Below are 21,409 nucleotides of genomic sequence, written 5' to 3' on the forward strand. Positions count from 1 at the left end.
AGGTTTCGGGACGATTCTTACAAGGGAAGAGGTCATGCTTCGAATTCGCAAACTGGTTCTGGCCATGGCGGCAGCCTCGGCGTTGTCGTCCGGAATGGCGAACGCCCTCGGATTGGGTGAACTGACCCTCAAGTCGGCGCAGAACCAGCCATTGGATGCCGAGATCGAACTGCTCGATGTGCGCGACCTTACCACTGCCGAAGTGGCGCCGAGCCTGGCGCCACCGGAAGAATTCGCCAAAGCTGGCGTGGCCTATCCCAGTTATCTCGAAGACCTCACCTTCACCCCGGTGATCAACCCCAACGGCAAGAGTGTGCTGCGAGTCACCTCCAGCCAGCCGTTGCCGGCACCGGTGGTGAAGTTCCTGGTGCAAGTGATGTGGCCCCAAGGCCGCCTGTTGCGCGATTACAACGTCCTGCTCGACCAGGCCAAGGCCCAGGGCGAGGCACCGTCTGCGGCCAACGTCGAGCCAGCGGTCAGCGGTGCGGGCAGCTACACCACCAAGCGCCGCGACACGCTCTGGCAGATTGCCGCGCGCAATACTCAGGGCGGCTCGATCCAGCAGACCATGCTGGCGATCCAGGCGTTGAACCCGGATGCCTTCATCGGCAACAACATCAACCAGCTCAAGACTGGGCAGGTGCTGCGCTTGCCTGATCAGCAGCAGATCCAGGGCATTCCCCAGGGCGAAGCCGTTCGCGAGGTGGCCGAGCAGTACACTGCCTGGCGTGAAGGCCGGCGCCTGGGGCCGCGTGCCCGGCAGTTGGACGCCACCCGACGCGCCGCGGCCGGCGAGGCGCCAGAGCGTATCGCCCAGGGTGACAACCTGCGCCTGGTCAGCCCCGGCGGGCAGGGCGAGGCGGGCGAGGCCAAGGCGTTGAGCGACAAGCTCGCCGTGGCCCAGGAAAGCCTCGACACCAGCCGCCGTGACAACGAAGAACTCAAGAGCCGCATGGCCGACCTGCAGAGCCAGCTGGACAAGCTGCAGCGCCTGATCGAGCTCAAGAACGACCAGCTGGCACGCCTCGAGGCGCAAGGCGCGGTGCAGGCCCCACCGCCTGCCGCGCTGCCTGGCGAACCTGCGCCCACGCAGCCGCCAGTCAATGCCCAGCTGCCCTCGACCGAGCCGGTGGTCAAGCCGGCACCGGCTGCGGTGGACACGGCGCCTGCCGAGCAAGGCGAGCAGGCCCGGGGCGTGCTCGACGAACTGATGGGCAACCCGGTACTGCTGGGCCTGCTCGCCGGCTCTGCGTTCCTGGTACTGCTGGTACTGCTGTTGTTGCTTGCCCGCAAGCGCAAGGCCCAGCAGGAAGCCGAGAAGCACCTGCGCATGGCCCGCGCGCTGGCCGAGGAGGGCGAACGCAGCCCTGACCTGAACGCGCCGGCTGGAAGCTTCGATGAACTGGATGTGTCGGCGCCGAGCGTGAAACTCTCCCCAGCCGTGGTTGCTGCCTCGGCCGCTGCCGCTACGGCTGCGGAAAAACCGCTTGCACCGGAGCCTGCGCCTGTAGCTGACGCGGACCCAACGGCCAGCCTGCTGGCCGAGGTGGAGCAGAGCCTGGCGCAAGGTCGCCTGAACCATGCCGCCGACCTGCTGGAGCCGGCGGTGGCTGCCGAGCCGCAGCGCAGCGACCTGCGATTGAAACTGATGGAAGTCTATGCCCGCCAAGGCGACCAGACCGCGTTCGCGGACCAGGAGCGTGCGCTTTCGCCTACCGATCAGAACAAGGCCCAGGTCGACACCTTGAAGGAGCGCTTCCCGGCCATGGTCGGCGTTGCTGCCCTCGGCCTGGGGGCGGCAGCCCTGGCGGCCGAGATGGACAAGCAGTACGTCCATGACCTGCTGCAGGACGGCGAACAGGCGCCTGCAGACGCCGAGCCGGATCCGCTCGATGCGCCTGTCGCGGCCGAGGCCCCGCCTGAAGCCGAGCTGGACGCCGTCGCCGACGTCCCTGCCATCGAAGAAGATGAGCTGGACGGCGCATTCGACCTGAGCCTGGACGACGACCTGCCGGTGGATGCTGCGCTTGAGGCGGCGCCGGAGCAAACCGTAGTGGCCGAAGAAGCTGCACCGCAGGAAGCCGAACCGGTCGCCTCTGACGCCGAAGCCGATGCCGATTTCGAAGCCCTGTTGGAGCAAGCCCAGGCCGAACCGCAAAGCCTGGATGACCTGTCCGATTTCGACCTGGATGTCGGCGAGCCGCAAGCGCCGGCGGCAACGGAAGAGGCGCCGGTCGACGTGGCTGCGGAGCTGGCAGCGTTCGATGAGATTCCCGAATTCGACCCGCTCTCGGAGCTGGAGCTGCCGGAGGACTTCGACCTGTCCCTGTCGCTGGAGGACGAGTCGCCGGCCGACAAGCAATTCGCCTCGGAGCTCGATGACGTCAATGCCGAGCTGGACAAACTGTCCCAAAGCCTGGAGTCGCCATCGCTGGAGCCGCACTTCACCGCCGCCGATGCCGCTCAGGAGCCGGACCCGCTGGATGACCTGGACTTCGACTTCTTCTCCGGCGTCGACGAGGTAGCCACCAAGCTCGACCTGGCGCGTGCCTATATCGACATGGGCGATCACCAGGGCGCCCGCGACATCCTCGACGAAGTGGTCAAGGATGGCGACGACGAGCAGCGCCAGGAAGCCGAGGACATGCTGTCGCGACTGGTTTAGCGTTGTAGGCGCGGCGGTCCGACTTGTCCCGCGATCAAGGGCGACGGTGATATCGGACCCGGCCTAATCGCGGGACAAGCCCGCTCCCACAGGGCCGGCATTGTTTGCGGACCGCGTCGCCAGCAACGGCAGCCCTCCCGGCTGCCGTTGCCGTTATAATGCCCGCCTTCCGTTCCACCCACAGGTTTCGCGCTCTTGGACATCAACGACATCGACCCGGCCGAATCGGCGGCCGAAGGCTACTTCCGCATCGCCCTGGGCGTGGAATACAAAGGCTCGCGTTACCGCGGCTGGCAGCGCCAGGCCAGCGGCGTGCCGAGTGTCCAGCAGGCCCTGGAGCAGGCGTTATCGACGGTGGCCAACGAACCGATCTCGGTGATCTGCGCCGGGCGCACCGATGCCGGTGTGCACGGGTGCGGGCAGATCGTCCATTTCGATACCCGCGCCGTGCGCGATGAGCGAGCTTGGACCCTGGGCAGCAATTTCAACCTGCCCCACGACATCAGCGTCACCTGGGCCCGACCGATGCCGGCGCATTTCCATGCCCGCTTCAAGGCGACGGCGCGGCGCTACCGCTATGTCATCTACAACGACCCGATCCGCCCTGCGCACCTGGCCGAGGAAGTGACCTGGAACCACCGACCGCTGGATGTCGAACGCATGGCCGAGGCCGCGCAGTTCCTGCTCGGTACCCACGACTTCAGTGCCTTCCGCGCCAGCCAGTGCCAGGCCAAGTCGCCGATCAAGCACATCCATCACCTGCGAGTCACCCGTCACGGCAAGATGATCGTGCTGGATGTCCGGGCCACGGCCTTCCTGCACCACATGGTGCGCAACATCGCCGGCGTGCTGATGACCATCGGGGCCGGCGAGCGGCCAGTCACCTGGGCGCGCGAGGTGCTGGAGGGGCGCAACCGCCGGGAAGGTGGCGTGACGGCCCACCCCTATGGCCTGTACTTGGTCCAGGTGGAGTACCCCGAGGAATTCGACCTGCCGGCCCGTTACATTGGCCCACACTTTCTGACCGGCTACGAGGCGCTTGCGGACTGACGGGCGAAACGTCATTTGCTAACATTCGGCCTTTCACCGATCACTCAAGGTTCGCTGTCCATGAGCAACGTTCGCAGCAAGATCTGCGGGATTACCCGCATCGAGGACGCCTTGGCGGCCGCCGAAGCAGGCGCCGACGCCATCGGCCTGGTCTTCTATGCCAAGAGCCCGCGAGCGGTGGACGTGCGCCAGGCGCGGGCCATCATCGCCGAACTGCCGCCGTTCGTGACCACGGTCGGCCTGTTCGTCAACGCTTCGCGTTGCGAACTCAACGAGATTCTCGAGGCGGTCCCGCTCGACCTGCTACAGTTCCACGGCGATGAAACCCCGGCCGATTGCGAGGGCTATCATCGCCCCTGGGTCAAGGCCCTGCGGGTGCGCCCCGGTGATGACCTCGAGGCGGCTTGCCGGCAGTACGCCGGCGCCCGTGGCATTCTCCTGGACACCTACGTGCCGGGTATTCCGGGTGGCACGGGCGAGGCTTTCGACTGGTCGCTGGTGCCGGCTTCCCTGAGCAAGCCAGTCATCCTGGCTGGCGGCCTGTCGGCGGACAACGTCGCTCAGGCCATCGCCCAGGTGCGCCCTTATGCGGTGGATGTCAGTGGCGGCGTGGAGCAGGCCAAGGGGATCAAGGACGCTGCGAAGATCGAGGCGTTCATGCGTGCGGTGAAACAGGCGTGATGACGGATGTGACGGTTGCCCGCGCGCCATCGTCCATAGCTTTCGCAGCCCGGTGCTGCCAGGCCTGCCCATGGGGCGGGCCGTGCGGACTACCGGCATGACAGGTTGACGATGGCTCGGCCACCAGGCTGGCTCGCATCGCGCGGGCCCCGGAGCCGGGCCGTCATCGTTTCATTGAAGAACATGAGCTCAAGGGCAGGGCATGGCCGGCCAGACCGGCCCCCGCCCACCGATACTGGAGAAAGAAAGCATGAGCAACTGGTTAGTCGACAAACTGATCCCTTCGATCATGCGTTCCGAGGTGAAGAAGAGCTCGGTGCCAGAAGGCCTGTGGCACAAGTGCCCGGCCTGCGAGGCCGTGCTGTATCGTCCGGAGCTGGAAAAGACCCTGGATGTCTGCCCCAAGTGCAACCACCACATGCGCATCGGCGCACGTGCGCGCATCGACATCTTCCTCGACGCCGAAGGCCGTGCCGAGCTGGGTGCCGACCTGGAGCCGGTCGACCGCCTGAAGTTCCGCGATGGCAAGAAGTACAAAGACCGCCTGACCGCGGCCCAGAAGCAGACCGGCGAGAAAGACGCCCTGATCTCCATGAGCGGTACCCTGATGGGCATGCCGATCGTGGTCAGCGCCTTCGAGTTCTCGTTCATGGGTGGCTCCATGGGCGCCATCGTCGGTGAGCGCTTCGTACGCGCGGCCAACTACGCCCTCGAGCACCGCTGCCCGATGGTCTGCTTCTCCGCATCCGGCGGCGCGCGCATGCAGGAAGCTCTCATCTCGCTGATGCAGATGGCCAAGACCTCCGCCGTGCTGGCGCGCCTGCGTGAAGAAGGCATCCCGTTCATTTCGGTGCTGACCGACCCTGTCTACGGCGGCGTTTCTGCGAGCCTGGCGATGCTCGGCGATGTGATCGTCGGTGAGCCTAAGGCCCTGATCGGCTTCGCCGGCCCACGCGTGATCGAGCAGACCGTGCGCGAGAAGCTGCCCGAAGGCTTCCAGCGCAGCGAGTTCCTGCTCGAGCATGGCGCCATCGACCTGATCATCTCCCGTGGCGAGCTGCGTCCGCGCCTGGCCCGCCTGCTGGCGCAGATGACCGGTCAGGCGACCCCGGCAGAGGCCCTCGAGGTGGCTGCCGTCGCGTGATGAACCTTCATACCCTGGGCGACTGGCTCGCCTACCTCGAGCAGTTGCACCCCTCGGCCATCGACATGGGCCTGGAGCGGTCGCAACAAGTGGCTGCCCGGCTCGGGCTGGGCACGCTTGCGCCTCGGGTGGTGACGGTCACCGGCACCAACGGCAAGGGCTCGACCTGCGCGTTCGTCGCTGCGCTGCTCCAGGCCCAGGGCCTCAAGGTCGGCGTGTACAGCTCGCCGCACCTGTTGCGCTACAACGAACGGGTGCGTATCGACGGCGTCGAGGCCAGCGATGAGCGCCTGTGCCAAGCCTTCGCGGCCGTCGAGGCGGCCCGTGGCGAGATCACGCTGACCTATTTCGAAATGGGCACCCTGGCGGCCTTCTGGCTGTTCCAGCAATCGGCCCTGGATGCCGTGGTGCTCGAGGTCGGCCTGGGTGGCCGTCTGGATGCGGTCAACCTGGTCGATGCAGACCTCGCCCTGGTGACCAGCATCGGTGTCGACCATGCCGATTATCTGGGTGATACCCGCGAATCGGTTGCCTTCGAGAAAGCAGGGATTTTCCGCCAGGGCAAGCCTGCCCTGTGTGGCGACCTGAACCCGCCACAGCCTCTGCTGGACAAAGCGCGCGAGCTGGCCTGCCCGTTCCTGCTGCGTGGGCGCGATTTCGATCTGGCCACCACCGAGCAGCACTGGCAATGGCGCGGCACGCGGGCCGATGGCAGCAGCGTCGAGTTGCACGACCTGCCATTGCTGGACCTGCCGATGGAAAATGCGGCCCTGGCCTTGCAGGCCTACGTGTTGATGGGGCTGCCCTGGGATGCCGGGCAGATTCGCCAGGCACTGCTCGATACTCAGGTTACCGGCCGTCTGGACCGCCGTGCGGTGCACTGGCAAGGCAAGCGCCTGGAGTTGTTGCTGGATGTAGGGCACAACCCGCACGCTGCCGAATACCTCGCGGCCCGCCTGGCCGCTCGCCCTGTCAAGGGGCGGCGCCTGGCGGTGTTCGGTCTGCTCGCCGACAAGGACCTGGAAGGCGTCATCGCGCCGCTCAAGGGGCTGGTCGATGAATGGGCAGTGGCGCCGCTGCACACCTCGCGTAGCCGTCCGGCCGCGGAGCTTGCGGCGGCCTTGACGAACCTCGGTGCGACGGTGAAGTCTTACGCCAACGTCGATGCGGCCCTCGAGGGGCAGTGCGCGCAGGCGACGGCGGATGACCAGATCCTGCTGTTCGGTTCGTTTTTCTGTGTCGGCCAAGCCCTGGAATGGCTAGAGCGGCAAGCTCCGGAGGAGTAGATGGCAGTGCTGGATAAAGGGATGAAGCAGCGCATGGTCGGTGCGTTGGTGCTGGTGGCGCTGGCGGTGATCTTCCTGCCGATGCTGTTCACCCGTGAGGACGAGATGCGCCAGGTGCGTGTCGAGGCACCCGAGGCGCCGGCGATGCCGAGCTTACCGCAGGTGGAGGTGACACCTGTGCAGGTGCCCGAGCCTCAGCCTTTGCCGGAACAGCCGGAGCAACCGCCGGTGGTCGTCGACGAGTCCTCCGCGCCCATGACCACGCCCAGCCAGCCGATTACCCCGGGGCCGTCCCAGTCGGCAGTTGCACAGGCGCCGGCACCCAAGCCAGTGCCGAAAGTCGAGAACAAGCCGGTTGCGACGCCAACGCCCGCACCCACCGCGACCGCGCCCAAGCCTGCCGCACCGTCCAAGGTCGATGCCAATGGCCTGCCGGTGAGCTGGTCGATCCAGCTGGCCAGCCTGTCCAACCGTGCCGGTGCCGACAAACTGCAGAATACCCTGCGTAGCCAGGGCTATAACGCCTATGTCCGCTCGGCCGGCGGCATGAACCGGGTCTATGTCGGGCCACTGATCGAGCGTGCCGAGGCCGAGCGCCTGCGCGACGCGATCAACCGCCAGCACAACCTCAAGGGCTTCGTGGTGCGCTTCCAGCCTGAGCGCGGCTGAGCCTGGGCTGCGCCTGCAGCCCTATCGCCGGCAAGCCGGTTCCCATAGGGTGTGCGGACTGCTCGCGAACTCAGTTCCCTGCGACAGCGTAGCCCGAAGGGCAGGGTGATCTCCCATAGGGCAACGCATCATTTTTGATTTTGCGGGGGCTGTGGGAGCCGGCTTGCCGGCGATAGGGCTATCGCGAATCACCTGACATTCCGCTTACCCCAAGCCCGCCGCTCTGGTAAAATGCGCCGCCTCAAACGTCGGCAGGCAACACCGTGGCATTTACCTGGGTTGATTGGGCGATCATCGCGATCATCGCCATTTCCTCATTGATCAGTCTCAAGCGCGGCTTCGTCAAGGAAGCCTTGTCCCTGCTCATCTGGATCGTTGCCGGTGCGGTCGCCTGGATGTTCGGCGGCTCCCTTTCGCAGTATCTTGAAAGCTATATCCAGACGCCCTCGGCACGCATCATCGCCGGTTGCGCCATTCTTTTCGTCGCCACCCTGCTGGTGGGGGCCATGATCAACTTCCTCATCGGCGAGCTGATCCGCGTGACCGGGCTGTCCGGCACCGATCGTTTCCTTGGCATGGCATTCGGTGCCGCGCGGGGGGCCTTGCTGGTGGTGGTGGCCATCGGGCTGTTGAGCCTGGGGCCGGTACAACAGGACCCGTGGTGGCAGGAATCGCGCCTGATTCCACAGTTCCTCCTTGTGGCTGATTGGTCGAAGAACCTGATCCTGGGGTTCACCGGTCAGTGGATGTCCAGTGGAGTCAGCGCACCCGCTGATCTTCCGTTCAAGGAACAGTTGCTCGGGCCCACCAGGCCCTGAGCGCTTTTCAATCAAGTTTCATCAAAGTAGGGGTTGCGTCGCATGTGTGGCATCGTCGGTATCGTCGGTAAGTCGAACGTCAATCAGGCGCTGTATGACGCGCTAACCGTGCTCCAGCACCGCGGCCAGGACGCTGCCGGTATCGTGACCAGCCACGACGGCCGGTTGTTCCTGCGCAAGGATAACGGCCTGGTGCGCGACGTCTTCCAGCAGCGCCACATGCAGCGCCTGGTCGGCCACATGGGCATCGGCCACGTGCGCTACCCGACCGCGGGCAGCTCGACCTCGGCCGAGGCCCAACCGTTCTACGTCAACTCGCCTTACGGCATCACCCTGGCCCACAACGGCAACTTGACCAACGTCGAGCAGCTGGCCAAGGAGATCTACGAGTCCGACCTGCGCCACGTCAACACCAACTCCGACTCGGAAGTGCTGCTCAACGTGTTCGCCCACGAGCTGGCCGTGCGCGGCAAGCTGCAGCCGACCGAGGAAGACGTGTTCGCTGCGGTCTCCCACGTGCACAGCCGCTGCGTTGGTGGCTACGCGGTGGTGGCGATGATCACCGGCTACGGCATCGTCGGCTTCCGTGACCCCAACGGCATCCGCCCGGTCGTGTTCGGCCAGCGCCATACCGACGAAGGCGTCGAGTACATGATCGCCTCGGAAAGCGTTGCCCTGGACGTGCTCGGCTTCACCCTGATCCGCGACCTGGCGCCGGGCGAAGCGGTGTACATCACCGAAGAAGGGCAGATGTTCACCAAGCAGTGCGCCAACAACCCGAAGCTGCAGCCGTGCATCTTCGAACACGTCTACCTGGCCCGCCCGGACTCGATCATGGACGGCGTCTCGGTATACAAGGCGCGCCTGCGCATGGGCGAGAAGCTGGCCGAGAAGATCCAGCGCGAGCGCCCGGACCATGACATCGACGTTGTCATCCCGATCCCGGACACCAGCCGCACCGCGGCCCTGGAGCTGGCCAACCACCTGGGCGTCAAGTTCCGCGAAGGCTTCGTCAAGAACCGCTACATCGGCCGAACCTTCATCATGCCCGGCCAGGCCGCGCGCAAGAAGTCGGTACGCCAGAAGCTCAACGCCATCGAGCTGGAGTTCCGCGGTAAGAACGTGATGCTGGTGGACGACTCCATCGTGCGCGGCACCACCTGCAAGCAGATCATCCAGATGGCCCGCGAAGCCGGCGCCAAGAACGTCTACTTCTGCTCCGCGGCCCCCGCGGTGCGCTACCCCAACGTCTACGGCATCGACATGCCGAGCGCTCACGAACTGATCGCCCACAACCGTACCACCGAACAGGTGGCCGAGTTGATCGGCGCCGACTGGCTGGTCTACCAGGACCTGCCTGACCTGATCGACTCGGTCGGTGGCGGCAAGATCAAGATCGAGCACTTCGATTGCGCGGTGTTCAATGGTGAGTACGTCACCGGCGACATCGACGACGCCTACCTGGAGCGTATCGAGCAGTCGCGCAACGACGCAGCCAAGGTGAAGAACCAGGCCGTCAGCGCGATCATCGACCTCTACAACAACTGATTTGGGAGCGACGGCATGACGGATCAATGGGATGCCGGTCGACTGGACAGTGACCTCGAGGGTGTCGGTTTCGACACCCTGGCGGTGCGCGCCGGTCAGCACCGCACACCGGAAGCCGAGCACAGCGAAGCGCTGTTCCTGACTTCCAGCTATGTCTTCCGCACGGCCGCCGACGCGGCTGCGCGCTTTGCCGGCGAAACGCCGGGCAATGTCTATTCGCGTTACACCAACCCGTCCGTGCGTGCCTTCGAGGAGCGCCTGGCGGCCATGGAAGGCGCCGAGCAGGCCGTGGGCACGTCCACCGGCATGTCGGCGATCCTGGCCGTGGTCATGTCGCTGTGCAGCGCGGGTGACCATGTGCTGGTGTCGCAGAGCGTGTTCGGCTCGACCATCAGCCTGTTCGAGAAATACTTCAAGCGCTTCGGCGTGCAGGTCGACTACGTGCCGCTGGTTGACATCGGCGGTTGGGAAAAGGCCATCAAGGCCAACACCAAGCTGCTGATCGTCGAGTCGCCGTCCAACCCCCTGGCTGAGCTGGTGGATATCACCGCCCTGGCCGAAGTCGCCCACGCCCGTGGTGCGCTGCTGGTGGTGGACAACTGCTTCAGCACGCCGGCCCTGCAACAACCGCTCAAGCTCGGCGCGGACATCGTGTTCCACTCGGCGACCAAGTTCATCGACGGCCAGGGCCGTTGCATGGGCGGCGTGGTGGCCGGGCGCAGCGAGCACATGAAGGAAGTGGTGGGCTTCCTGCGTACCGCCGGCCCGACCCTCAGCCCATTCAACGCCTGGATCTTCACCAAAGGGTTGGAGACGCTCAAGCTGCGCATGCGTGCGCATTGCGAGAGCGCCCAGGCCCTGGCCGAATGGTTGGAGCAACAGGAGGGTGTGGAGAAGGTCCACTACGCCGGCCTGCCGAGCCACCCGCAACATGAGCTGGCCAAGCGCCAGATGAGCGGGTTCGGCGCGGTGGTGAGCTTCGAGGTCAAGGGCGGCAAAGAGGGCGCGTGGCGCTTCATCGATGCCACCCGGGTGATCTCCATCACCACCAACCTGGGTGACAGCAAGACCACCATCGCCCACCCGGCCACCACCTCCCACGGGCGCCTGACGCCTCAGGAACGTGAGGCTGCGGGGATCCGCGACAGCCTGATCCGCGTCGCCGTCGGCCTGGAAGACGTGGCCGACCTGCAAGCCGACCTGGCCCGCGGCTTGGCGGCGCTGTGATCGACTGGGCGGGCGGCGAGCCCGGCCATAACGGCCGGGTCGCCCTGGTGACCGGTGCCGCCCGCGGCATCGGCCTGGGCATCGCCGCTTGGCTGATCTGCGAAGGCTGGCAGGTGGTGCTGGGCGACCTGGATCGCAAACGCGGAGCCAAGGTCGCCAAGGCATTGGGCGACAACGCCTGGTTCGTGGCCATGGATGTCGCCGACGAGGCCCAGGTCAGCGCGGCTGTTTCCGAGGTGCTGGGGCAGTTCGGGCGTCTGGATGCGCTGGTGTGCAACGCGGCCATCGCCAACCCGCACAACCAAACCCTCGAAAGCCTCTCCCTGGCCCAATGGAATCGCACCCTGGCAGTCAATCTCAGTGGGCCGATGCTGTTGGCCAAGCATTGTGCGCCGTACTTGCGTGCCCATGGCGGGGCCATCGTCAACCTCACGTCCACCCGTGCCCGCCAATCGGAGCCCGATACCGAGGCCTATGCGGCGAGCAAGGGCGGGCTGCTGGCCTTGACCCATGCGCTGGCCATGAGCCTGGGGCCGGAGATTCGCGTCAATGCCGTGAGCCCCGGCTGGATCGATGCCCGCGACCCATCCGAGCGGCGCGCAGAGCCTTTGACCGACGCCGACCATGCCCAGCATCCGGCGGGCAGGGTAGGGACGGTGGAAGATGTCGCCGCGCTGGTGGCCTGGCTGTTGTCGCGTCAGGCAGGGTTCGTCACCGGGCAGGAATTCGTGGTCGATGGCGGGATGACCCGCAAGATGATCTACGCCTGAGCGGCGGGTCTTGAGCTGCAACAGGGGACCGTCTGGTCCCTTTTTGCTTTGTGCCCTGCAGGTCAGCCCAATCGCCGGCAAGCCGGCTCCCACAGGGGCAGCGCTAGCCGTTTGTTCTGCGCGATAGCGAAGCCCGGAAGGGCTGGGTGATCTCCCACCTGTCCTGCGCTGTTTTCCGAGGCCCCGCTGTACCTGTAGGCGTTGGCTTGGCAGCCAACCAAGTAGCCGAGCAAGGCATCACTTTTCCCATCACCGTTTTTGCCCTTTTTGAAAAAAATTCAATGGGGCTATTGACTTAGCTTCGGTATCTGCGTAAATTTCGCGGCCTCAGCGAAGCAAACGCAACAAGCAACACTGCGAGGGTGATTAGCTCAGCCGGGAGAGCATCTGCCTTACAAGCAGAGGGTCGGCGGTTCGATCCCGTCATCACCCACCACTTCCTGAGATGTTCCTGACCCGGGAGCCTTCGAAAGAAGCTTCCTAATTGAGAGGAACCGGACGCAAGTCCATATGCGCAGCGGTAGTTCAGTCGGTTAGAATACCGGCCTGTCACGCCGGGGGTCGCGGGTTCGAGTCCCGTCCGCTGCGCCACTTATTCTTCAGATGGGTGTTTTCACCGGTCTGGGGTCTGAAGGCCAAGAGCACTTCAGGCCGATCCCAGTTTCAATCAGGCGCAAGCCTGAACGATACGCAGCGGTAGTTCAGTCGGTTAGAATACCGGCCTGTCACGCCGGGGGTCGCGGGTTCGAGTCCCGTCCGCTGCGCCATCTTCGCTTCGAGGCCCCTTGAACGCCTCGTAGCAACAAACGAAGCGATCAGCGAATCGCTTTTTTTGTGCCTGCCTTACGAGCGAACGCTTCGCAAGGTCAGATCCTCAGTTTCAACCAGGCGCAAGCCTGGGCGATACGCAGCGGTAGTTCAGTCGGTTAGAATACCGGCCTGTCACGCCGGGGGTCGCGGGTTCGAGTCCCGTCCGCTGCGCCATCTTCGCCTCGAGGTCCCTTGAACACCTCGAAGCCTACGAAAAGCGACCTTCGGGTCGCTTTTTCGTTTTCTGCGCCCAGGCCGGCAGGCGATGATGAATTTTGCTCGGTCTGGCCAGCGCCGCAGTTTCAGTGAGCGTTCTTGTGTTGCACAATACACACCGTTTGTCCTTTTCTCCGGAATCCAAGATGTCCAGATCTTCCGTCTTCGGTGCGCTCGGGCTGGCCCTTGTGCTGGCGGGTGTGTCCGGTTGTTCGTCGAAAAAGCCTGCCATCTACGAGCACGAGAACTTCGATGACTCGGGCACTTTCTCGCGCAGCTTTGCGGTGAGCGAGGCGGGGTCCTGCGAGGCCGCCCGTCGTGCGTTGCTCAGCCAGGGCTATATCATCACCAGCAGCGGCCCCAACCAGATCGCGGGCAACAAGAGCTTCCAGCAGAACAGCGATAACCACCTGCAGATCAGCTTCAACGTCACCTGCGCACCGGACACCAACGACGAACAGCGTTCCACCATGTTCGCCAACGCCCTGCAGGACCGCTACGCCCTGAAGAAATCCAACACCTCGGCCAGCCTGGGAGTGGGTGTACTGGGCTCGGTGTCCATGCCCATCGGTTCGAGCGACGATTCGATGGTCAAGGTGGCCAGCGAGACGGTCACCGCGCCGCAGTTCTACGAGCGCTACTTCGCGTTGGTGGAAAGCTACCTGCCCAAGCCAAAGAAGGTGGAGAAAGCCGAGCCGAAAGTAGAGGCGCCCAAGCCTGAGCCTGAGCAACCGGCGCCTGCCCTGGGCTTGCCAGAGCAGGCACCCGCTACCCAACCTGCTCCGGCACCCGTTGCCGCCGAAGCAGCGATGCCGGCGCCAGTGGTCGAGACACCCCCCACTACCGCGCCTGCCAGCGAAGTGCAGGCCGCGCCGGTCGTGGATGACAGCCAAGGCTCCCAGCCCATCGCCCCGCCTGCCGAGCCGGCACCCATCGAGGTGCAGCAAGAGGCGCCTACGACCGAGGCGCCACCTGCGCCGTTGTGAACCGTGGGGCAGGTCTGCTCTCATAGAACAAGGCATAACTATTTGAGTTTGCAGGTCCTTCGTGGGAGCGGCGGTGCGGCGGTCCGACTTGTCCCGCGATTGGGCTGCGTGGCGGTCTTTAACTTTCCCGGCACCGGCACCGGCTCCGTCTACCTCTTATCAGCGTGTCATGATGCGGTCATCCAATACGCTTAGCGTGGCGGCATGACTCGACCGATAAATGACTGAAGAGGACGCAGCGATGGACGATTACCAGGAAGAACTGCTCGAATTCCAGGCCTACGAACTGGACCCGATGGAGCCGGCAGACGACGCTACCGAGCTCTGACCCTCCCGCCGCTGGTTGCGGCGAAACGCGCCGGGCGTAATGCCGGTCCAGCGCTTGAACGCGCGCTGGAAGGCCTCTGCCGAGGCAAACCCCAGCAGATAGGCAATTTCGCCGAAGGCCAGCTGCGTATCGCGGATATAGGTCTCGGCCAGGTCGCGGCGTGTGTCGTTGAGCAGGTTGCGAAAGCGCGTGCCTTCTTCGGCCAGCTTGCGCCGCAGCGTCCAGGTCGGCAGTTGCAGGTGACGCGCCACGGCTTCCAGGTCCGGTTCCTGGCCGCCATTGAGCAGCGGGCCCAGCAAGTGGGTGATGCGTTCACCCAAGCTGCGTACGCGCGTACGTTGGGCCAGTTCCGCTTCGCACAGTTGCAGCAGGTGGTGCCAGGTGCTGGGGCAATGCTGGGGGTTAGGAAGCTCCAGGGTCGCGCGGTCCAGGCGCAGCTGGTTATTGGCGGCTGCGAACTGTACCGGATTCGCGCACAGGGGCTGGTACTGCGCAGCATAGCTGGGCGCCTCGAACTCGATGTCCATCCGCTCGGCCTGCACCGGCACGCCTGCCAGGTGGGACAACTGTGCCAACCAGCCAGCCAGCAACGAATCGACCACGAAACGGTTGTAGTCGTTGTAAGGGCTGATCGAATAGAAGCGTAGCCAGGCGCCCTGGCGGTCCTCGAGAAAACTCGACTGGCCGCGGTAGTTCGCTGCATATAAGGGTTCGAAGCGCAGCAGCGTGCGGGCGGCCTCGCCGAGGGTCGGGGCCTGGGCCGCCGTGACGCCTGCCAGCCCCGCCTGGGCCAGGCGGCTTGCGCGGCCCATGCGCAGCCCCAATGCCGGCTCGCCGCACAACTCGATGGCGGCATGGCCCAGGTGCATGTAGCGCGGGATCGACAGGCGCGCCCCGGCTTCGGCCAGGCGAGAGGCGTCCAGGCCGTAGCGGCGCAGCAGGGGGGCCGGGTCGTACCCCAGGTGCTTCAGCGCCTGGCCCAAAGGCTGGACGAAGCCTACCGAAAGGTCACCCAGGCGCACGCGTGGCCGGGCCATCGGTCACAGCCAGAGGTTGAGCAGGCGGGCACCTTGGCTGGGAGTGCCGGCCAGGTGTTGGCCTGCCTGGTTGGCAAAGCCCTGGCCGTCGCTGCCTTGTTCCCAGAACTGGCCACGCAGGAACACGCTCAGGCTGGGCGTGCTGGCGTTGGCGGTCAGCGTCAGGCGCTGCCAGGCGGCCTGTTCATCGACCTCGCCGCGCTGCAGCGGCAGTGCGCTGGCGGCATCCTGGTGGCGATTGCCGCGCCAAGGCGCATTCCAGGTGTGCTTGCCGGTGAGAAACACCGGGTTGGCGACCAGTTCCACCGATTGGCGGGCCAGCTGTTGGTAGTTTTCCGGGTACCAGCTGTCGCTGCCCACCAGCACGCCCAGGCGCCCGGCCGGGGTCTGGATGACCTGCAACGGGTGCTGGCGGCCATCATGAATGTAGCGACGCACTTCGCTGTCGGGGTACTGCTGGCGCTGCGGTTGGCCGAGCACCGTGCCGTCGGCGCCGAACACCAGGCTGCTGTTGAACAGCGGGCCGCTGCCGGGATGCAGGATGCCGCGGTCGACGTACGGGGCGGGCAGGACGATGGAGCCTGCCACCAGCGTTACGCCGAATTCCTTGGCCAGCCCACCGAACAATTGCTGGTAGTCGCGGGCCATCTGCTCGGCCTTCATGCGCAGGTGAGCGTCGGCGCGGCGATCGTCGCCCGTGGCGGTGAGCATGGCCAGGCCGTAGCGCAGCGGGTTGCTCAGCTCCAGCCACTGCCAGGCTTCCCGGCGCTGGGTCACCTGGTACAGCTCGTTCTTTTCGCCGCGGGCCCACAGCCAGGTGCCGATGTGCTCGGGCAGCACCACCACGGTGCGCGGGCTCACCAGGCCCTGGGCGCGTGCCTGTTCCAGATAGGCCGACAGCTTGCGGTGCAAGCGCTGCAGGTTCTGGTAGTCGCCTGGGTAGAGCAGGGGTTCGACACCGAGCAGGTTGCCCTGTTCGCCCGGCACGCCATGGTTGAGCGCCAGGTCGATGCGCAGGTCGGACAGGTAGTGGCCTTCCGGGCGCTGCAAGGTCCAGAAACCGTAGCCGCAGAGGGCGGCGATCATCACCAGCGCCAGGGCGCTTGCCAGGAGTTTTCGCATGAGGCGGCCAGGTCAGCTTCCTGAATCGAGGGTGTCCTAGGGTAGACCTGCTGTACAGCAGGATCAACAACTTGTCACTTTCGATCATTGAGCGCGCTCAAACGCCTGTTTAATGTCAGGGCCAGACAAACGATGGGGCCTGCGAGGCGCCCGCATACCGTGATCACGCCTGATAGGGAGTTCGCCCATGGCTGCCGACCGTTACCCGCACCTGCTGGCCCCGCTGGATCTGGGCTTCACCACCCTGCGTAACCGTACCCTGATGGGCTCGATGCACACCGGCCTGGAAGAGCGCCCAGGTGGCTTCGAGCGGATGGCTGCGTATTTCGCCGAACGTGCCCGCGGCGGCGTTGGCCTGATGGTCACCGGCGGCATCGCGCCGAACGATGAAGGCGGCGTGTATTCCGGTGCGGCCAAGCTGAGCACCGAGGAAGAAGCCGACAAGCACCGCATCGTCACCGAAGCGGTGCATGCCGCCGGCGGCAAGATCTGCCTGCAGATCCTCCATGCCGGGCGCTATGCCTACAGCCCGCGCCAGGTCGCACCCAGCGCCATCCAGGCGCCGATCAACCCGTTCAAGCCCAAGGAGCTGGACGAAGCCGGCATCGAGAAGCAGATCGCCGACTTCGTCAATTGCGCCGTGCTGGCCCAGCGCGCCGGCTACGACGGTGTCGAGATCATGGGGTCGGAAGGCTACTTCATCAACCAGTTCTTGGTCGCCCATACCAACCAGCGCACCGACCGCTGGGGCGGCAGCTACGAGAACCGCATGCGCCTGGCCGTGGAAATTGTCCGCCGGGTGCGCGAGGCGGTCGGAAGCGACTTCATCATCATCTTCCGCCTGTCGATGCTCGACCTGGTGGAAGGTGGCAGCACCTGGGACGAGATCGTGCTGTTGGCCAAGGCCATCGAGCAGGCCGGCGCCACCTTGATCAACACCGGCATCGGCTGGCACGAGGCGCGTATCCCGACCATCGCCACCAAAGTGCCGCGCGCGGCCTTCACCAAGGTCACCGCCAAGCTGCGCGGTGCAGTGAAGATCCCGCTGATCACCACCAACCGCATCAATACCCCCGAGGTGGCCGAAGCAGTGCTGGCCGAGGGCGATGCCGACATGGTGTCCATGGCCCGCCCGTTCCTGGCCGACCCGGAGTTCGTCAACAAAGCCGCCGAAGGCCGTAGCGACGAGATCAACACCTGCATCGGCTGCAACCAGGCCTGCCTGGACCATACCTTTGGCGGCAAGCTGACCAGCTGCCTGGTCAACCCTCGCGCGTGCCACGAGACCGAGCTCAATTATCTGCCTGTGCGCGCCGTTAAGCGCATCGCCGTGGTGGGCGCAGGCCCCGCCGGCCTGGCCGCGGCCACCGTGGCCGCCGAGCGAGGCCACCAGGTGACGCTGTTCGACAGTGCCAGCGAGATCGGCGGGCAGTTCAACGTGGCCAAGCGTGTGCCGGGCAAGGAAGAGTTCTACGAAACCCTGCGCTACTTCCGCAGCAAGGTGGCGCGCACGGGTGTCGAGCTACGCCTCAATACCCGGGTCGGTGTCGACGAACTGATGGCCGGAGGCTTCGATGAAATCGTCCTGGCCACCGGTATTCGCCCGCGTACGCCTGCTATCCCTGGCATCGAGCATGCCAAGGTGCTCAGCTACCTGGACGTGCTGCTCGAGCGCAAGCCGGTGGGCAAGCGAGTGGCGGTGATCGGAGCCGGGGGCATCGGCTTCGATGTGTCCGAATACCTGGTGCATGAAGGCGTGGCCACCAGCCAGGACCGCCAGGCGTTCTGGAAGGAGTGGGGCATCGATACCCGTCTCGAGGCACGGGGCGGCGTCGCGGGTATCAAGGCCGAGCCGCATGCGCCGGCCCGCCAGGTGTACTTGCTGCAGCGCAAGCAATCCAAGGTGGGCGATGGCTTGGGCAAGACCACCGGCTGGATCCACCGCACGGGCTTGAAGAACAAGCGGGTGCAGATGCTCAACAGCGTCGAGTACCTGGCGATCGATAACGATGGCCTGCATGTGCGCATCGGTGGGGGCGAGCCGCAGGTGCTGGCGGTGGACAACGTGGTGATCTGCGCGGGCCAGGAACCATTGCGCGAGTTGCACGATGGGTTGGTGGCGGCGGGGCAGTCGGTGCATTTGATCGGCGGCGCCGATGTGGCGGCGGAGCTCGATGCCAAGCGGGCGATCAACCAGGGGTCGAGGTTGGCTGCGCAGTTGTGAGTTGACTGTCGGAGCGGGCCGCTGCGCGGCCCAATCGCCGGCAAGCCGGCTCCCACCAGGCCCACAGGAGCCGGTGCATGCGCTGTACCTGTGGGAGCCGGCTTGCCGGCGATTGGACCAGGCCTGGCCACTGATATACTCGCCCGATGTCCGTGACCTTCGCTGATCTTCCCCAAGCGCCCCTGCAACCGTTGCCCTTGCCCTGGCTCGTCCAAGCCGGTGTCGAGGTCGCAGTGCTGCGCCTCGACCTCATCGACCCGCTGATCAGCGGCAATAAATGGTTCAAATTGCGCCACCACCTGCTCGTGGCCCAGGCCGCTGGCGCACAGGGCCTGGTCAGCCTGGGTGGCAACCACTCCAACCACCTCCATGCCCTGGCGGCAGCAGGCAAGCGTTTCGGTTTCGCCACTGCCGGGCTGTTGCGCGGCCATGCGCAGGACACACCCACCGTACGCGACCTGCAGGCCCTGGGCATGGAGTTGCATTGGCTGGGCTACGGTGGCTACCGCGAACGCCACCAGGCAGGTTTCTGGGCACCTTGGCAAGCGCGCTATCCGGGTTGGCACTGTATTCCCGAAGGGGGCGGTGGCTTGGCCGGTGCCCAAGGCTGCCAGCTGATCGTCGAGCAGGCGAGCGCACAACTGGCAACATTGGGCTGGTCAGGGCATGACGGGTGGTGGCTGGCGGTCGGCACGGGTACGACCCTGGCGGGCCTGGTGCTCGCTGAAGGCGGCGCCCGGACGGTGCATGGAGCGCTGGCAGTGCCGCGTGGCCATGGCGTTGAGCAGAGCCTCGCCGGGCTGGTGCAGGGGGGCCATGAACTGCATGACGCCTGCCGGAGCGGGTTCGGCCGCTTCGACGATAAACTGCTGGCCTTCATCGACGAGACCGAGCGCCACAGCGGCGTGCCGCTGGAGGCCGTGTACACCGGCAAGGCCTTGATGGCGCTGCGAGACCAGGTCGCGGCCGGGCGCTTTGCGCCCGGCACGCGCCTGATCTTCCTGCACACCGGTGGGCTGCAGGGGCGTCGCGGTTACCGGTAGGGCAGCATGCGCACCAGCGTGTTGTCGCGTTGGACGTAATGGTGGTAGAGGCCGGCCAAGGCGTGCACGCCGATCAGCCAGTAACCCCAGCTGCCGATGCGTTCATGCCAGCCCTTGATGAACTTGGCCAGGTCCGTATCCGGGGCGGTCAATGCCGGAAGTTCCAGGCCATAGAACGGGATCGGCTTGTCGGCGGCGCTCAGGATCAACCAGCCGGCGATGGGCAGGCCGATCATCATCAGGTACAGCAGCAGGTGCACCAGGTGCGCCAGGCCCGTCTGCCAGGCCGGCGGCTTGGGCAGGATCGGTGGGGCAGGACGGATCAGGCGCATGGCCAGGCGCAGCCAGACCAGGATGAACACCGTCAGGCCCAGCATGAAGTGCAGGTCCTTCATCAGGTTGCGTTCGGCGCTGTCCTTGGGGAACAGCCCGCGCAGCTCGATGCAGGCGTAGACCGCAGCCAGCAGCACCAGCATCAGCCAGTGCAGGGTGATAGAGAGGCGAGCGTAGTGCGTCGAGGGGGTAGGTGAAGCCATGGGTGGTCCTCATCATCAGGTCGGGGGTGGCGCTCTTTCTGGCGCGTAACTGCAACTCTAATCGTTGCCTGGGGGTTTTTCTTTGAGCCAGGTCTTTGAATTGATGTTGGCAGTGGCGGTTCAATCATGGGGCAAGCCCCACAAGGACAGTGATAGCGGTAAGGCCGGGCTGTGGGAGCGGGCTTGTCCCGCGATTGGGCCGGCATGGGCAGCCAAGGTATCAAGCCGGTAGATAGGGCCAGTTGTCCGCCACCATGAATATGCGCTCGGCCTCTTCCCAGCTACCGTCCCCGGCATTTTCCAACCGGACCAGCAGGTGCGCCGGCGCCTGGCTGTCCAGCTCACTGAGCCAGGCCTCGAATTGGGCTGGCGCCCAGCACGCGTGCGCCTCGACCCGCGCCGGTGCCAGCCAGGCATGCCGGGGCAGGGGCTGCCAGCGCCCGGCGGGGTTGGCTTGCCGGTAGCCGCGCCAATCGCTTCGATGCAGCCAGCGGCCACGCAGGTGATGCGCATCGGCGCCGATCGGCGCTTGGGCATGCCCCGGCCAGGGGTAGAACAGGTAGCCGCCGAGCCAGGCATGCGCGTGAACCTCGCCCACCCCCAGCAGCGCCAGGGCCTTACGGCTTTGGGGGCTGGCCGAGATGGGCAGTTGGTGCCCGGCCAGGTGGTTCAGCTTGCGGTCCAGCCGGTCATGGCAGCCTGGGCCCAGCCAATGCGCCGGGTCATGGCCGTCCCCGCCGGGTGGGCCGAGGTAGAGCTTGATGGCCAGCTCCAGGTGGTGCACGCCCTCCCGGTCACGCAGGACGATATCCAGCTCCCCCAGGGTATGCCCGCCTTCACGGATCGGCAGATTGGCTGCCAGCAGCTCGATGCCGGGCGCCTGGCCGAGGGCGAACTGCCACAGGCTTTCGTAGTACAGGCCCAGACGGTGGCTGGTCAGGCGGGCGAGCCAGTCGCGCAGCGGCCGGTCGTCCTGATCCAGTGCCAACAGCCATTGCAGCAGGCGCGCGGGGTCGTGCGCCCAGGCGCTGGCCGCCAGCGGGTGGCGCTGCGCGCAAGGCGGTTGGCCGAGCAAAGGCGGCGATACCAACACCCATGCCAGGTCGCGCACCGCAGGGCGGTGCAACTGGCGGGGCAGGGCGTGAAGATCGGCGAACGGCATCATCCCGCGAGCATAGCCGGTTTGCCGCTGGCCGGTCGTTTCGCCCATAATCCCCAAGGCCGCACCGGCCACCCGTTACCCGCCGCA

General features: G+C 65.6%; 16 protein-coding genes, 4 tRNA genes and 1 pseudogene. 17 read left to right on the forward strand and 4 right to left on the reverse strand.

Annotation, left to right across the window (positions count from 1 at the left end):
• Positions 1-34: 34 nt before the first annotated feature.
• The 15 genes and pseudogenes from ACNFG0_RS16790 to ACNFG0_RS16860 all read left to right on the forward strand — a co-directional run bounded on the left by ACNFG0_RS16790 (position 35) and on the right by ACNFG0_RS16860 (position 13,870).
• Positions 35-2,665, forward strand: a complete 2,631-nt coding sequence (locus tag ACNFG0_RS16790; protein ID WP_416765690.1) for a FimV/HubP family polar landmark protein — start codon at positions 35-37, stop codon at positions 2,663-2,665.
• A gap of 195 nt (positions 2,666-2,860) precedes the next feature.
• The gene (gene truA / locus ACNFG0_RS16795) at positions 2,861-3,715 is read left to right on the forward strand and encodes a tRNA pseudouridine(38-40) synthase TruA (protein ID WP_416765692.1); all 855 of its coding nucleotides are present in this window, start codon (positions 2,861-2,863) and stop codon (positions 3,713-3,715) included.
• A gap of 60 nt (positions 3,716-3,775) precedes the next feature.
• Complete coding sequence (locus tag ACNFG0_RS16800) at positions 3,776-4,396, forward strand: phosphoribosylanthranilate isomerase (RefSeq protein WP_196146004.1); 621 nt, start codon at positions 3,776-3,778, stop codon at positions 4,394-4,396.
• A gap of 250 nt (positions 4,397-4,646) precedes the next feature.
• Positions 4,647-5,540, forward strand: coding sequence for an acetyl-CoA carboxylase, carboxyltransferase subunit beta (accD, locus tag ACNFG0_RS16805; RefSeq protein WP_196146005.1), 894 nt, complete (start codon positions 4,647-4,649; stop codon positions 5,538-5,540).
• Positions 5,540-6,843: pseudogene (gene folC / locus ACNFG0_RS16810) on the forward strand (bifunctional tetrahydrofolate synthase/dihydrofolate synthase). Before accD ends, folC begins: the two are co-directional and overlap by 1 nt.
• Complete coding sequence (locus ACNFG0_RS16815; protein ID WP_416765694.1) at positions 6,827-7,495, forward strand: SPOR domain-containing protein; 669 nt, start codon at positions 6,827-6,829, stop codon at positions 7,493-7,495. Before folC ends, ACNFG0_RS16815 begins: the two are co-directional and overlap by 17 nt.
• 263 nt (positions 7,496-7,758) lie before the next feature.
• Positions 7,759-8,313, forward strand: coding sequence for a CvpA family protein (locus tag ACNFG0_RS16820; RefSeq protein WP_084855060.1), 555 nt, complete (start codon positions 7,759-7,761; stop codon positions 8,311-8,313).
• Between the two features lie 42 nt (positions 8,314-8,355).
• Positions 8,356-9,861, forward strand: coding sequence for an amidophosphoribosyltransferase (gene purF / locus ACNFG0_RS16825; protein WP_196146008.1), 1,506 nt, complete (start codon positions 8,356-8,358; stop codon positions 9,859-9,861).
• Positions 9,862-9,876: 15 nt separating this feature from the next.
• Positions 9,877-11,088, forward strand: a complete 1,212-nt coding sequence (locus ACNFG0_RS16830; protein WP_196146009.1) for an O-succinylhomoserine sulfhydrylase — start codon at positions 9,877-9,879, stop codon at positions 11,086-11,088.
• Positions 11,085-11,858: an SDR family oxidoreductase gene (locus ACNFG0_RS16835; protein WP_196146010.1), complete on the forward strand. Its 774-nt coding sequence runs from the start codon at positions 11,085-11,087 to the stop codon at positions 11,856-11,858. Before ACNFG0_RS16830 ends, ACNFG0_RS16835 begins: the two co-directional genes overlap by 4 nt.
• 360 nt (positions 11,859-12,218) lie before the next feature.
• Positions 12,219-12,294 (forward strand) — tRNA-Val (locus ACNFG0_RS16840).
• 78 nt (positions 12,295-12,372) lie between these two features.
• Positions 12,373-12,449 (forward strand) — tRNA-Asp (locus tag ACNFG0_RS16845).
• A gap of 99 nt (positions 12,450-12,548) precedes the next feature.
• Positions 12,549-12,625, forward strand: a tRNA-Asp gene (locus ACNFG0_RS16850).
• Positions 12,626-12,765: 140 nt separating this feature from the next.
• Positions 12,766-12,842, forward strand: a tRNA-Asp gene (locus ACNFG0_RS16855).
• A 188-nt stretch (positions 12,843-13,030) separates the two neighbouring features.
• Complete coding sequence (locus tag ACNFG0_RS16860) at positions 13,031-13,870, forward strand: DUF2242 domain-containing protein (protein WP_196154634.1); 840 nt, start codon at positions 13,031-13,033, stop codon at positions 13,868-13,870.
• A 279-nt stretch (positions 13,871-14,149) separates the two neighbouring features.
• Here ACNFG0_RS16860 and ACNFG0_RS16865 read toward each other — a convergent pair whose 3' ends face one another.
• Both ACNFG0_RS16865 and ACNFG0_RS16870 read right to left on the reverse strand, forming a co-directional pair.
• Complete coding sequence (locus tag ACNFG0_RS16865) at positions 14,150-15,235, reverse strand: AraC family transcriptional regulator (protein WP_416765696.1); 1,086 nt, start codon at positions 15,233-15,235, stop codon at positions 14,150-14,152.
• A 3-nt stretch (positions 15,236-15,238) separates the two neighbouring features.
• Positions 15,239-16,357 carry a nitrilase-related carbon-nitrogen hydrolase gene (locus tag ACNFG0_RS16870; protein ID WP_416765697.1) on the reverse strand — a complete coding sequence of 373 codons (1,119 nt, stop codon included), beginning with the start codon at positions 16,355-16,357 and terminating at the stop codon, positions 15,239-15,241.
• A gap of 187 nt (positions 16,358-16,544) precedes the next feature.
• Between ACNFG0_RS16870 and ACNFG0_RS16875 the strand changes: the two genes are divergently transcribed.
• Together ACNFG0_RS16875 and ACNFG0_RS16880 are read left to right on the forward strand one after the other, a co-directional pair.
• The gene (locus ACNFG0_RS16875; RefSeq protein ID WP_416765699.1) at positions 16,545-18,581 is read left to right on the forward strand and encodes an FAD-dependent oxidoreductase; all 2,037 of its coding nucleotides are present in this window, start codon (positions 16,545-16,547) and stop codon (positions 18,579-18,581) included.
• Between the two features lie 146 nt (positions 18,582-18,727).
• Positions 18,728-19,624: a 1-aminocyclopropane-1-carboxylate deaminase/D-cysteine desulfhydrase gene (locus ACNFG0_RS16880; protein ID WP_416765700.1), complete on the forward strand. Its 897-nt coding sequence runs from the start codon at positions 18,728-18,730 to the stop codon at positions 19,622-19,624.
• Here ACNFG0_RS16880 and ACNFG0_RS16885 read toward each other — a convergent pair.
• Positions 19,615-20,160 carry a cytochrome b gene (locus ACNFG0_RS16885; RefSeq protein WP_196154637.1) on the reverse strand — a complete coding sequence of 182 codons (546 nt, stop codon included), beginning with the start codon at positions 20,158-20,160 and terminating at the stop codon, positions 19,615-19,617. The two genes, ACNFG0_RS16880 and ACNFG0_RS16885, sit on opposite strands and share 10 nt — an antisense overlap.
• A gap of 220 nt (positions 20,161-20,380) precedes the next feature.
• Positions 20,381-21,370, reverse strand: a complete 990-nt coding sequence (locus ACNFG0_RS16890) for a DUF1853 family protein (protein ID WP_416765702.1) — start codon at positions 21,368-21,370, stop codon at positions 20,381-20,383.
• Between the last annotated feature and the right edge of the window lie 39 nt (positions 21,371-21,409).

It is taken from the genome of Pseudomonas sp. NY15372, assembly GCF_048068215.1.
GTDB lineage: Bacteria > Pseudomonadota > Gammaproteobacteria > Pseudomonadales > Pseudomonadaceae > Aquipseudomonas > Aquipseudomonas guariconensis_A.

What these genes read in the sequence shown, in the direction of transcription:
- ACNFG0_RS16790 (WP_416765690.1), top strand. Translation starts at nt 35, where the DNA reads ATGCTTCGAATTCGCAAACTGGTTCTGGCCATGGCGGCAGCCTCGGCG.
- ACNFG0_RS16800 (WP_196146004.1), top strand. Translation starts at nt 3,776, where the DNA reads ATGAGCAACGTTCGCAGCAAGATCTGCGGGATTACCCGCATCGAGGAC.
- accD (WP_196146005.1), top strand. Translation starts at nt 4,647, where the DNA reads ATGAGCAACTGGTTAGTCGACAAACTGATCCCTTCGATCATGCGTTCC.
- ACNFG0_RS16815 (WP_416765694.1), top strand. Translation starts at nt 6,827, where the DNA reads ATGGCAGTGCTGGATAAAGGGATGAAGCAGCGCATGGTCGGTGCGTTG.
- purF (WP_196146008.1), top strand. Translation starts at nt 8,356, where the DNA reads ATGTGTGGCATCGTCGGTATCGTCGGTAAGTCGAACGTCAATCAGGCG.
- ACNFG0_RS16830 (WP_196146009.1), top strand. Translation starts at nt 9,877, where the DNA reads ATGACGGATCAATGGGATGCCGGTCGACTGGACAGTGACCTCGAGGGT.
- ACNFG0_RS16860 (WP_196154634.1), top strand. Translation starts at nt 13,031, where the DNA reads ATGTCCAGATCTTCCGTCTTCGGTGCGCTCGGGCTGGCCCTTGTGCTG.
- ACNFG0_RS16865 (WP_416765696.1), bottom strand. Translation starts at nt 15,235, where the DNA reads ATGGCCCGGCCACGCGTGCGCCTGGGTGACCTTTCGGTAGGCTTCGTC.
- ACNFG0_RS16870 (WP_416765697.1), bottom strand. Translation starts at nt 16,357, where the DNA reads ATGCGAAAACTCCTGGCAAGCGCCCTGGCGCTGGTGATGATCGCCGCC.
- ACNFG0_RS16875 (WP_416765699.1), top strand. Translation starts at nt 16,545, where the DNA reads ATGGCTGCCGACCGTTACCCGCACCTGCTGGCCCCGCTGGATCTGGGC.
- ACNFG0_RS16880 (WP_416765700.1), top strand. Translation starts at nt 18,728, where the DNA reads ATGTCCGTGACCTTCGCTGATCTTCCCCAAGCGCCCCTGCAACCGTTG.
- ACNFG0_RS16885 (WP_196154637.1), bottom strand. Translation starts at nt 20,160, where the DNA reads ATGGCTTCACCTACCCCCTCGACGCACTACGCTCGCCTCTCTATCACC.
- ACNFG0_RS16890 (WP_416765702.1), bottom strand. Translation starts at nt 21,370, where the DNA reads ATGGGCGAAACGACCGGCCAGCGGCAAACCGGCTATGCTCGCGGGATG.